This is a genomic window from Arthrobacter sp. NPDC057009 (assembly GCF_042673905.1).
Taxonomy (GTDB): domain Bacteria; phylum Actinomycetota; class Actinomycetes; order Actinomycetales; family Micrococcaceae; genus Arthrobacter.
Map to the genome: position 1 here is coordinate 37,525 of NZ_JBHUSB010000020.1, position 11,115 is coordinate 48,639.

Annotated in this window: 13 protein-coding genes; 9 read left to right on the forward strand and 4 right to left on the reverse strand. The window is 67.6% G+C overall.

Translation table 11 applies throughout. From position 1 onward, the window contains the following. Positions 1 to 71: 71 nt before the first annotated feature. Complete coding sequence (locus tag ACFTR6_RS18100) at positions 72 to 1,547, reverse strand: FG-GAP repeat domain-containing protein (RefSeq protein ID WP_377958887.1); 1,476 nt, start codon at positions 1,545 to 1,547, stop codon at positions 72 to 74. A 280-nt stretch (positions 1,548 to 1,827) separates the two neighbouring features. On the opposite strand from ACFTR6_RS18100, the gene ACFTR6_RS18105 reads away from it, so the two are divergent. Continuing rightward, positions 1,828 to 2,469, forward strand: coding sequence for a LysE family translocator (locus ACFTR6_RS18105; protein ID WP_377958888.1), 642 nt, complete (start codon positions 1,828 to 1,830; stop codon positions 2,467 to 2,469). Between the two features lie 10 nt (positions 2,470 to 2,479). Here the strand turns inward: ACFTR6_RS18105 and ACFTR6_RS18110 are convergent, their stop codons facing one another. Continuing rightward, positions 2,480 to 3,367: a helix-turn-helix transcriptional regulator gene (locus ACFTR6_RS18110; protein WP_377958889.1), complete on the reverse strand. Its 888-nt coding sequence runs from the start codon at positions 3,365 to 3,367 to the stop codon at positions 2,480 to 2,482. 136 nt (positions 3,368 to 3,503) lie between these two features. Between ACFTR6_RS18110 and ACFTR6_RS18115 the strand changes: the two genes are divergently transcribed. From ACFTR6_RS18115 to ACFTR6_RS18125, 3 genes are all read left to right on the forward strand, one after another. Beyond that, positions 3,504 to 4,781 carry an MFS transporter gene (locus ACFTR6_RS18115; protein WP_377958890.1) on the forward strand — a complete coding sequence of 426 codons (1,278 nt, stop codon included), beginning with the start codon at positions 3,504 to 3,506 and terminating at the stop codon, positions 4,779 to 4,781. Between the two features lie 78 nt (positions 4,782 to 4,859). Further along, on the forward strand, positions 4,860 to 5,909 hold the full coding sequence (locus ACFTR6_RS18120; RefSeq protein ID WP_377958891.1) for a zinc-binding dehydrogenase: 1,050 nt from the start codon (positions 4,860 to 4,862) through the stop codon (positions 5,907 to 5,909). Between the two features lie 107 nt (positions 5,910 to 6,016). Next, positions 6,017 to 6,439 (forward strand): Hsp20/alpha crystallin family protein, encoded by a 423-nt coding sequence (locus ACFTR6_RS18125; RefSeq protein ID WP_076803757.1) that lies wholly within the window; start codon positions 6,017 to 6,019, stop codon positions 6,437 to 6,439. Between the two features lie 107 nt (positions 6,440 to 6,546). Here ACFTR6_RS18125 and rox read toward each other — a convergent pair whose 3' ends face one another. After that, positions 6,547 to 7,992 (reverse strand): rifampin monooxygenase, encoded by a 1,446-nt coding sequence (rox, locus tag ACFTR6_RS18130; protein WP_377958892.1) that lies wholly within the window; start codon positions 7,990 to 7,992, stop codon positions 6,547 to 6,549. Between the two features lie 156 nt (positions 7,993 to 8,148). Between rox and ACFTR6_RS18135 the strand changes: the two genes are divergently transcribed. Together ACFTR6_RS18135 and ACFTR6_RS18140 are read left to right on the forward strand one after the other, a co-directional pair. After that, positions 8,149 to 8,646, forward strand: a complete 498-nt coding sequence (locus ACFTR6_RS18135) for a DUF2975 domain-containing protein (protein ID WP_377958893.1) — start codon at positions 8,149 to 8,151, stop codon at positions 8,644 to 8,646. Continuing rightward, positions 8,646 to 8,927, forward strand: a complete 282-nt coding sequence (locus tag ACFTR6_RS18140; RefSeq protein WP_377958894.1) for a helix-turn-helix domain-containing protein — start codon at positions 8,646 to 8,648, stop codon at positions 8,925 to 8,927. Before ACFTR6_RS18135 ends, ACFTR6_RS18140 begins: the two co-directional genes overlap by 1 nt. Here ACFTR6_RS18140 and ACFTR6_RS18145 read toward each other — a convergent pair. Beyond that, complete coding sequence (locus ACFTR6_RS18145; protein WP_377958895.1) at positions 8,924 to 9,343, reverse strand: hypothetical protein; 420 nt, start codon at positions 9,341 to 9,343, stop codon at positions 8,924 to 8,926. The two genes, ACFTR6_RS18140 and ACFTR6_RS18145, sit on opposite strands and share 4 nt — an antisense overlap. A gap of 96 nt (positions 9,344 to 9,439) precedes the next feature. On the opposite strand from ACFTR6_RS18145, the gene ACFTR6_RS18150 reads away from it, so the two are divergent. From ACFTR6_RS18150 to ACFTR6_RS18160, 3 genes are read left to right on the forward strand one after another with little or no spacing between them, the layout of a single operon-like run. Next, complete coding sequence (locus tag ACFTR6_RS18150; protein WP_087872367.1) at positions 9,440 to 9,790, forward strand: metalloregulator ArsR/SmtB family transcription factor; 351 nt, start codon at positions 9,440 to 9,442, stop codon at positions 9,788 to 9,790. Next, positions 9,787 to 10,488, forward strand: coding sequence for an aquaporin (locus ACFTR6_RS18155; RefSeq protein ID WP_377958896.1), 702 nt, complete (start codon positions 9,787 to 9,789; stop codon positions 10,486 to 10,488). The genes ACFTR6_RS18150 and ACFTR6_RS18155 overlap by 4 nt, the downstream gene beginning before the upstream one ends. Next, a complete protein-coding gene (locus ACFTR6_RS18160; RefSeq protein WP_377958897.1) occupies positions 10,485 to 10,895 on the forward strand; it encodes an arsenate reductase ArsC in 411 nt (136 codons plus the stop codon). The genes ACFTR6_RS18155 and ACFTR6_RS18160 overlap by 4 nt, the downstream gene beginning before the upstream one ends. Positions 10,896 to 11,115 lie beyond the last annotated feature (220 nt).

Consider the following 11,115-nt stretch of genomic DNA (forward strand, 5'->3'; position numbering starts at 1 on the left):
AGCAAGGCACAGTCAAGGGCCCCAACTGCGTTCGCCATAGCGCGAACGTACAGTTGAGGCCCTTGCCGGTTCTATCGCAGGACGTTGAAGGTGCTCCAGCCGGTGCCGATGATGGTCCGCGCGCCCCAGGTTCCCCTGCTGAAGGGGTAGTGGGCGAGGCGGCCGTCGGAGAGCTGGGTGATGAGCCCTGAGCTTCCCGTGGTGAATCCCGCCACGGCCGTGATGCTGCTGATGCTGTTCCAGCCGGTGCCCACCGTGGGCCTTGCTCCTGAGACGAAGCCGCCGGTGCCGGTTGAGCGGTACAGTATGAGGCTGCCGTCGCTGCGCTTGGCCAGCAGGTCCTGCGCCCCGTCCTGGTCGAAGTCGGTCATGGTGAGGTAGAGGCCGCCCCAGCCGGATCCGGTCTTGATACGCGGTGACAGCGATGCTCCGGCGCTGTTGCCGTAGTACCAGAGGGTCCCGGAGGCGTCGTACGCCAGGATTCCCGGGAACTGGTCGGCAGTGCGCCAGTCGCCGACGGTGATGTGGTAGCCGCCCCAGCCGGTGCCGATGGCCCGGGCCGCCGCGAATCCGCCTTCGGGTCTTCCGGCGTAGAAGCTGAGCCGGCCGTCCTTCCACTGGGCGATGACATCGTGCGTGCCGTCGCTGTTCCAGTCCGTTATGAACCCTTTGGCCAGCCCGGCCCAGCCGGCGCCGATCTTCTGCCGGGCCCCGAGCGAACCCTGGCCGGTGGCCGGGTAGTTCCACAGTGTGCCGTCAGAACCCACCGCCAGGACGTCCGCGGCACTGCGGATGGACGGAGTGGCGGCGGCCCGCGGGGAGGCTTTGATGACGAGGTCGTCGACGTAGGTGTCGCCCATCTGGCGGTTGTGTTCGGCGCCGAGCTGGACCCTGTCCAGGGTGGTGGCAGCGCTGACTACCTGGTTGCTGGAGTACACCTGGGCGCCGTCAAACCAGACCTCCACAGTGGATGCGGCCCCGTTGGCAGTGGTCCGCATGGCCACGTGGTGCCACGCGTTGAGCGTGATGCTTGTGGTGGTCAGCCGGGTAAAAACGGAGGCTCCGTCAGGGGCGGTGACGCGCAGCCAGAGCTGTCCGTTGTCGTTGAACCGGTAGATGTCGGCGACCCGGACGCTACCGGAGAAAAACCGGAGATACGGGACATTGTTGCCCACCACCCCGGCCTGGGTGATGTTGAACCAGCCATCGGCATAAGCCGTGGCGGTACCCGCCGGCAGGGGCGTGGACAGGTTCGCGACCGAGCCGAGGTCGGCCGTGGCGTGCACGTGGGCGGAGCAGGTCCCTGAGTGGAACTGGTCCGATGAGACCTCCGTGGTGCCGGTGCCTCCGGTGGTGGACGAGAACCCGTCCAGAGTGCCGGACTCGAAATTGTTGGCCATCACCGTTGTTCCCGGATAACTGCTGGCCGGGGCAGGGGTTTCTGGCGCGCACGTCGCCGCCTGGGCCGGGACAGCACCCACCGCCAGCGCCCAAATCAGGGACGCCGAGGTACCCCCAACCACACCAAATCTGATGAGTTGCTTCATTTTCCGCGCTCCAATGTCATTGAACCGGTGGTTCAACCTGATAGAGCTGTTCGGCGACAGTGGCCAGTTCTCGACGACCAGTACACGGCAACTTAGTCGCGGGGCAATGAGCCGGGCAACCGTGGCGGGTACTCAAGTTTTTGGTCCTGTCCGGCCAAGTAGTTGGGCCGACTACCTGCATCGGTGGGGGCCGCATCATGGGGGAGCGGCCCCCGGCGCCTTGCGGGAGCGGCCCCGGTGCCTTTGGGGGAACAGGCGACCTTCAGGGATAATCCTCAGCATGACCCTTGCTTCGCTCGCGGCCTTCGCCGGGCTGTGCCTCATTCTGTCCCTGACGCCCGGACCGGACACCTTCCTGGTGCTGCGCATCGCGCTGAAGCGGCCCAGCGCAGGGATTGCGGCTGCGGCGGGCTCGGCGGTTGCCGCGATCGCATGGGCGGCGCTCGTCGGCGTCGGGCTGGCGGCGATCCTGGAACAGTCAGCGGAGGTGTTCCGCTGGCTCAAGATCGCGGGCGGGCTCTACCTGCTGTACCTCGGCATTTCCGGCTTCCTCAAGACGCGGAAGGCGGCAAAGGAAGGCGTGCAGGGCGGCGCGGAAGCAGGCGCGGTCCGCTACAGCAACCTCGCCGGCCTCGGCGCCGGCGCACTGTCCACGCTGCTCAACCCCAAAGTTGGCCTCTTCTTCCTGGCGGTCGTTCCGCAGTTCATCCCGGAGGGTGGGGACACAATGGCCGCCGCGATGATCCTGGGTGTGGTGGAAGCGGTCATCGCGTTCGCCTACCTGGCCGTCGTCGCGCTCATCGCCTACAAGGCGATGGCGCTGCTGCGCCGCCCTAAGGTGAGCACCGGCGTCGAACGCGTCAGCAGCGGCATCATCGCCGGCCTTGGCGTCGGCGTCGCCGCCTCCGGCGCGAGCAGCTGACCCGCCACCTTCACTTTGCTTCAGCCGCAGTGGTGGCTGCCCAGCTGGTCAGGAGCTTGAGCTGCTCTTCATGCTTGGTTCCCGGCTCGGCTGTGTAGACGCTGAGCTCGTGCACCGCCCGGGGAAGGGTGGGCAGGGCCAGGGACTGGTAGGTCAGTTCGAGGTATCCGACGACGGGATGCTGGAGCCGCTTGATGCCGTCGTGGCGGAAGCGGATGTTGTGGGAGCCCCAAAGGGTGCGGAACTCCGGGCTGACCGTGGAGAGTTCGCCGATCAGCTCGCGCAGGGCCTTGTCGTTGGGTTCCCGTCCGGCTTCTGTGCGGAGGAGGGCGGCCGTGGCAGCCGCTCCCGCATCCCAGTCGACGAAGAAGTCACGGGCGGCAGGATCCAAAAAGTGGAAGCGGGCAAAGTTGGCCCGCCCATGGGCGGCGGTGGTGGGGCTTGCGAACATGGGGGCATGCAGGGCCCGGCCCAGCGGATTGGCGGCCACGATGTCCAGCCGGCCGTTGCGGATGAACCCGGCGGACATGGTCATGGAATCAAGCAGCCAGCGCACGGGTGGCGCCACGTCGGCCTCCTTGCGGCGAACCGGAACACGGTTCGCGGGCCTTGCCGCGCGGGCGAGCTCGAAAAGGTAGGCGCGTTCTTCGTCATCGAGGTTCAGCGCCCGGGCGACTGCATGGAGGACATCCTCGGACACACCGCTGATGTTGCCTTTCTCCAGCCGCGTGTACCACTCGGTGCTCACACCGGCGAGCACCGCGACTTCCTCGCGGCGCAGCCCGGGGACCCGGCGCCGGCTTCCGGAGGGCAGTCCCACCTCTTCCGGCCGGAGTTTGGCCCGGCGGCTGGCCAGGAAGTCCCGGATGTCGGCGCGGTTGTCAGGCAGGTTGTCCATAAAGTCACGATAACGCCCGTCCGTTCCGGTGAGGGGGTCGAGTTTGTACCCCCGATAAACACAGCCTTCTACACCCGTTGATCAGCCGGTGGAATGGATAACGAAGACATTTTCCACTGCAACGAGGAGCTTTCACATGGGTGGGCCAACGGTCGCTCTTGAGGACGGCGTTACCGCCGGTCAGTCCACTGCCGGCGGTGCCGGCCAGCGCCGGCCCGGGCTGCCGCTGGCTGTCTACGTGCTGGCGCTGGGTACGTTCCTGATGCTCACGAGCGAGTTCATGGTGGCCGGCATCCTGCCGCAGATCGCAGGCGACCTCGGCGTGGGCGTGGCCCAGGCCGGGTCCCTGATCACGGTCTTCGCGGTCGGCATGGTGGTGGGTGCTCCGCTGATGGCCATGCTGACACTGCGGCTGTCCAAGCAGCTGACCCTGGTCCTCGCCCTCATCGTGTTCGTCCTCGGGCATGTGGTGGTGGCGCTTGGCACGGCGTTCACCGTGCTGATGGCGGCACGGTTCGTCAGCGCACTGGCCACCGGAGCGTTCTGGGCGGTGTCCGCGGTGGTGGCCACCCGTGCCGCCGGTCCCTCCTCCGGCGCGCGGGCAGTGGGGGTGGTGGGTGCCGGCGGCGCGCTGGCGACGGTTCTCGGTGTTCCCCTGGGGGCGTTCATTGCGCAGCTCATCGGGTGGCGGGGGACATTCTGGGCGCTCGCGGCCGCCGCCGCCATGGCTGCCGTCCTCGTCGCGCGCCTCGTCCCGCAGGACGCTCCCTCGCAGCAGGCGCCGTCGGTCCGCGCCGAACTGGCCGGGCTGCGCTCGGGCCGGTTGTGGCTGGCCCTGGCTGCCTGCGCCACCACTTGCGGGGGCGTGCTCGCCGCGTACTCCTTCATCGCCACCATCCTCACCGACCAGGCCGGCGTGACCGTGTCCCAGGTCCCGCTGGTGCTCACCGGGTTCGGCATCGGCTCCGTCATCGGAACCCTCCTCGCCGGCCGCTTCGGCGACGCCCACCCGGGCCCGATCACCATCATCACGCCCGCCGTGACCACGGTCCTGCTGCTCGGGATCGGCCTGCTGTCCGGCTCGCCGTGGCTGACCAGCGCACTGGTGGTCCTGCTGGGCCTGTTCGGACTCAGCGCCAACACCGTGCTGATCCACCTCGCCGTCCGCTTCGCCGGGCCGGCGGCAACCCTGGGCTCCGCCCTCAGCGTCTCGGCGTTCAACGCCGGCACCGCCGTGGGTACCGCCGTCGCCGGCGCCGCCCTGGCCTCGCCCCTGGGCACCGGCGGACCCGCCCTCGTGGGGACCGTCATCGTGGCGCTGACCCTGGTCCCCGCCATTGCCCTGGCCGTCGCCGGCCGCCGGCTGGCTGGCGTGAAGTTCGACGGCGGCGGAGTAGACCCAGCCATCCCCTAAATCCCGCGGGCGGCACCCATGCCGCGTCCCGCCGTCGTAATCCAACAGACAATCAGAACCATAACGAAGGAAAAAGCAATGCGCGCAACCCTCATGTACGGCCCCGGCGACGTCCGCGTTGAGAACGTTCCCGACTCTGTCATCAAGCACCCGACGGACGCGCTGGTGCGCGTCACGGCGTCCTGCATCTGCGGCAGCGACCTGCACCCGTACCACTCCATGTCCGCCGGGAACGGCCCGGCCCGGATGGGGCACGAGTTCATCGGCGTCGTCGAGGACGCCGGCTCGGCGGTGACCACCCTGAAGAAAGGCGACCTGGTGGTTTCCCCGTTCGCGATCTCCGACAACACCTGCGAGTTCTGCCGCGAAAACCTGCAGACGTCCTGCTCCCACCACGAGGCGAACTTCTGGGACGGCATCCCGGACGAAGGCGGCCAGGCCGAGGCCGTCCGCGTCCCGCTGGCCGACGGCACCCTGGTGAAACTGCCCGTCGCCGCCGACTCTGAGCTGATCCCGTCGCTGCTGACCCTCGCCGACGTTTTCGGCACCGGCTACCACGCCGCGCTCAAGGGCGGCGTCAACGAACGCACCTCCGTCACCGTGATCGGCGACGGGGCGGTGGGCCTGCTGGCCGTCATGTCAGCAAAGCGGCTCGGCGCCGAACAGATCATCCTCATGGGCAGGCACAAGTCCCGGACCGACCTCGGCCTCGAGTTCGGCGCCACCGACGTCGTTGCTGCCCGCGGCGAGGAAGGCATCGCCCAGGTCCGCGAGCTCACCGGCGGCCACGGCTCCCACGTGGTCCTCGAAGCCGTGGGCCACACGCCGGCGTATGACCAGGCCGTGGGCATCATTCGTCCCGGTGGCGTCATCAGCCGCGTCGGGGTGCCGCAGTACAACGAGGCGCCGGTCGGCTTCGACAGCCTGTTCGGCGGCAACATCACCCTCACCGGCGGTCCCGCCCCGGTCCGGGCCTACATCGACGAGCTCATGCCGGACATCCTCAGCGGCGCCATCGAGCCGGGCAAGGTCTTCGACGCCGCCACCGGCATGGACGGCGTCGCCCAGGGATACAGGGACATGGACGAGCGCCGCAGCCTTAAGGTGCTCATCAAGCCCTCCCTTTAACCCCTTGCGCCTGCTTGTGGACAGTGTTATAAAAAATCTGTATCCGCCACCATAGATATTCGGGAGGCGGATCACCGGTAAAACTACAAGCTGAAGGAGTGGGAATGATGTTGATGCGCACGGACCCGTTCCGTGAACTGGACCGCCTGACGCAGCAGGTCTTTGGAACAGCGGCGCGTCCGGCCGCCATGCCGATGGATGCATGGCAGGAGGACGGGGAGTTTGTGGTCGCCTTTGACCTGCCCGGCGTCTCGCCGGACACGGTGGATCTGAACGTGGAGAAGAATGTCCTGACCGTCCACGCCGAGCGCCGCGACCCGACCCAGCCGAACGTTGAGCTGGTGGTGGGCGAGCGTCCGCGGGGCGTCTTCAGCCGCCAGGTGATCCTTGGTGAAACCCTCGATACGGACAACATCAAGGCAAACTACGACATGGGCGTGCTGACGCTGCGGATCCCGGTCACGGAGAAGGCCAAGCCACGCAAGATCGAAATCGAGAGCAAGGGCGTGCAGCAGCAGATCGAGAAGTAAGCGTTGCTGACTGCTTCGCTTGGGCTCCACGTTTCGAGCGGGACCTGCCGGCCGAAAGGCGGCAGGTCCCGCTTCTTATCCGGGCGCCCAGGTGCAGATGGTCTCCGTCAGGCTGCCCCTTCTGCATTTGGGGACGCTGCTCCGAACCAAACCGGCAGGTGGCGGAGCAGGCTGTCCTGGTTTTCACCGATCCAGGCGACATGCCCGTCCGGCCGGAGCAGGACCGCGGCCGCCTCCAGGTCCGCGCCGGCGTCCGCAACGTGGTCGACCCGGTCCGCCCATCCAGCCACGGAGAGTCTGCGGGTCCGGTCCAGCAGCAGCCCGCGGCCGTCGTGCATGTACTCGTAGAGGCGGCCATCTGACAGCGGAATGTCGCGCAGCCGCCGGCCGAGCAGCCCGGGCCCTTCGCCGAAGTTGTAGCGGATCCCGGTGGAGCTGATCCTCTCGGCCAGGAACCGGCTGACGTCCTCGAAGTCCATCAGCTCGGCCAGCAGGCGGCGCACTGCCCGCGGGCCGGGTTCGGGGGAGATGAGTTCACTCTGGGCGCGCGTGATGGTCAGGACGTCTTGGGCGACGGGGTGGCGTTCGGCGTGGTAGGTGTCCAGGAGCCCCGGCGGCGCCCAGCCGTTGACTTCGGCGGCGAGCTTCCAGCCGAGGTTGAACGCGTCCTGGATGCCCAGGTTCAGGCCCTGCCCGCCCAGCGGCGGATGGACGTGCGCCGCGTCGCCGGCGAGGAACACCCTGCCGGCGCGGTACTGCTCGGCCAGCCGGGTGGCGTCGGTGAAGCGGGACAGCCAGCGCGGCGAATGGATGCCGAAATCGGTCCCGGCATAGGCCCGCAGCTGCGTCTTGAGCTCCTCCAGTGTGGGCGGGACCGTGCGGTCCTCGGCGACGGTGGCCGCCGGCACCACCGCACGGAACAGCCCGTTCCCGGCCGGGCCGACGCCGAACCCGCGGTGCGTCTTGCGGACCTCGTCGACGACGGCGGCCAGCTCGTCGGGCGGTGCTGCCACCTCCAGCTCGCTGTGGATCCACTCCGTCGTGGCGGGGTCGCCGTGAAAAGCGATGCCGAGCGCCCTGCGCACGAGGCTCCGCCCGCCGTCGGCGCCGACCAGCCACCGGGAGCGCACCCGGGTGCCGTCGGCAATCACGATGCTGACGCCCTCGTTATCCTGCTCAAGCCCTGTGACCTCGCAGCCGCGGCGGATCTCGGCGCCGAGCTCGGCGGCACGCTCGGCCAGCAGCCGGTCCGTGACAGGTTGCGGGATGCCCAGGATGTAGGCGTGGGCGGTGTCCAGGTTCTCCGGTAGGGGTTTGTCGATGCCGGCGAAGCGGCCGACGCCGGGATATTTCTGCCCGTTTGCGAGGAACCGGTCCAGCAGCCCGCGCTGGTCCATGATCTCGATGCTGCGCGGGTGCAGGCCGAGTGAGCGGACCGCGCTGCTCGGCTCCGCGTCCTTCTCCAGCACGAGCACGTCCACGCCATGCAGGCGGAGTTCGCTGGCCAGCATCATCCCCGTTGGCCCGCCGCCGATGATGATCACGTCGAACATGTGAAACCCCAATCCAAAGAATCCGCCGCGGCCTCCCATTCTGGTGCGCCGGGTGCCCGTATCCAAAGCAAATTGCGCCCCTGGTTGTCGCCGGATGGTCCGCTACCTCCCACGCGACACATTGACTTTCGATAGATAACTCCAGATTATTGAGCTATGTCTATTGTTAGTCGATTGGTCCTCCCGCTTCGGGTCCTGCTGGTGATGGTGTTCCTCGGGCTGCTGGTGGCCCAGGTGATGTCGTTCCCCGGCGAGTTTCTCTTCACCCGCGAGGAGGGGCCGCGGATGGATCCGTGGCGCTGGCCCATGCTCCTGTTTTTCGAACTGGAAGCCGTGTGCCTGCAGGTGGTGATCGTGTGCATCTGGCGGCTGCTGACCCTGGTCCAGCGCGGCCGGATCTTCACCACGGCCTCGCTGCGGTGGGTGGACCTGATCATGTGGGCGTTCGTCTCGGCGTGGCTGCTGCTGGCGGTCATGGCAGGATCCCTCATCGCCTACATCTACTTCACCCCCGAACTGCGCGACCCCGGACTGCCCGCGGTGCTGATCGGCATCACGCTGATCGGTGCGGTGCTGGTTCTGCTGATCGTGGTGCTGCGCGATCTGCTGCGGCAGGCGACGTCACTGCAGACCGACATGGAAGGGGTGATCTGATGGCAATCGTGGTGCGCATCGACGTCGAACTCGCAAAACGCAAGATGAGCGTGGGGGAGTTTGCCGAGCGGGTGGGGATCACCCCCGCCAACGTGGCGGTGCTGAAAAACGGCCGGGCCAAGGCGGTCCGCTTCAGCACGCTGGATGCAATGTGCCGGGTCCTGAACTGCCAGGCGGGCGACCTGCTCGAATGGGTCGACGACGGCCCTGCCGGCGACGCTGCTGGTGGCTCGGCAGCGGGCGGTGACTCGGCAGCGGGCGGTGGTCCGGGGGAGGGCTAAGACCCGCGGGGCACCCTGTCCGGGTGCACCATGTCACCGAATCCGTGCACCATCCACCGGCCGTGGTCCGGACGCCACACGAGTGTGATCAGCAGCGGGTCATCCAGCGCTGCGGGAGGTGTCAGGGCCAGATGTGCCTGGGCTTCGCGAATGACGCGCATGTAGCAGACGTCGAGGTCCCCGTGGGCGTAGACGGCTTCCTGCAGCATCCCGGGGTCTTCGATGGAGTCCAGCAGGGCGGCGGCGATTTCGAAGGATCCCCACAGCGGCCGCGACTCCGGGGTGACGATCAGGTGCAGGTCGTCCAGGTTCCTTGCCCTGTCGTGCAGCGCCCTGAAGAACCAGTACCCGATCCGGCGCGGATCGTCAGCTATCTCCTGCGATTCTTCCGACTCCAGGTCAAAGTCCCTAGTCATGGCATAAAGGTACTCGCGGGACCGGACGCTGGCGAGAGCTCGCGCGGTAACGGTCTTGCTTCAAACATAGACAAGTGTAAATATTTACGTGTGTCTATGTCTTTCGAGCTGACCCCGGTCCAGACGGTCGCCTGCTGCTCGCCCCTCGCGCGGGAGCCTTTGTCCGAGAACGAGGCGGCACAGATCGCCCCGCTGCTGAAGGCGCTGGCCGATCCGGTCCGGCTGCGGCTGATGTCCCTGGTCGCCTCGCACGAGGGCGGCGAGGCGTGCGTCTGCGACCTGAACGACGCCTTCGAGCTGTCGCAGCCGACCATCAGCCACCACCTGAAGCTCCTGCACGAGGTGGGTCTGCTGGACCGTGAGAAGCGCGGCGTCTGGGTCTACTACCGTGCCCGGACCGAGGCGCTGCACAACCTGGCGGCCCTGATCGGAGGACAGGCCAAGTGAGCGTACTCGTGCGCCGCGTCGTCGCGGAGTTCATCGGCACGGCCTTTTTGGTGATGGCCGTCGTCGGGTCCGGCGTCATGGCCACCCGGCTGTCCCCGGACGACGTCGGGCTGCAGCTTTTGCAGAATAGCCTCGCCACGGGCGCCGCCCTGGTGGCGCTGATTGTCGCCCTGCAGCCGGTCTCGGCCTCCTTCAACCCGGTGGTGACGCTGGTTGAGCGGGCCCTGGGCATGCTCGACACCAGGACGGCAGCGGGACTGGTCGGCGCCCAGTTCGCCGGCGGCCTGGCCGGCACCATCGCCGCGAACCTGATGTTCGGCCTGGACGCGGTCACCGTCTCCACGCAGGAACGCACCGGCGCGGGGCTGTGGCTGGGCGAGGTCATCGCCACAGTAGGGCTGCTGCTGGTCGTCTTCGGCACCGTCCGGTCCGGCCGGGCGGACCGGGTGGCGTTCGCCGTCGGCGGCTACATCGCCGCGGCGTACTGGTTCACCAGCTCCACCAGCTTCGCCAATCCCGCGGTGACCCTAGCCAGAACTGTCACTGACAGCTTTGCCGGCATCGCGCCGTCGTCGGTCCCGGCATTCATCCTGGCCCAACTGCTCGGTGGCGCCGCCGGCTATGTCCTGGTCCGTTTCCTTTACCCCTCCTTCACTAATCCCGCGGCCGTCGCGGATGATCGAAAGGTGCTCTCATGAGCCAGAAGCCCTCCGTCCTGTTCGTCTGCGTCCACAACGCCGGCCGCTCCCAGATGGCCGCGGCGTTCCTGACCACGCTGTCCCGGGGCGCGATCGAGGTCCGCTCCGCCGGGTCCCAGCCTGCCGAGAAGGTGAACCCGGCCGCGGTGGAGGCCATGGCCGAGGTGGGCATCGACATGTCGGCCGAGATCCCCAAGGTCCTCACCACCGAGGCAGTGAAAAGCTCGGACGTCGTGATCACCATGGGGTGCGGCGATGAATGCCCCTACTTCCCGGGGAAACGCTACGAGGACTGGGTCCTGGAAGATCCGGCCGGGAAGGGCGTCGAATCCGTCCGGCCCATCCGCGATGAGATCAAAACCCGGGTGGAGGCCCTGATCGCCTCGCTGACCCCGGCCACCGCCTAGACCAACCTCCCAGGGGAGGGGGTGACATGAATGAACACCGGCTGCTGTGACGACGACTGCTGTGACGACGGCTGCTGCGAGGACGGACAGGGCTGCTGCTAGCCGCCCTCCCGCTTCCCTGCCCAACTAGCTCGCAGTTGTTGTCGTTTTGGGCCCTCAAAACGACAACAACTGCGAGCTAGTTTGGGCCCAGCCCCAGAACCCACCCTGGCTGTTATAA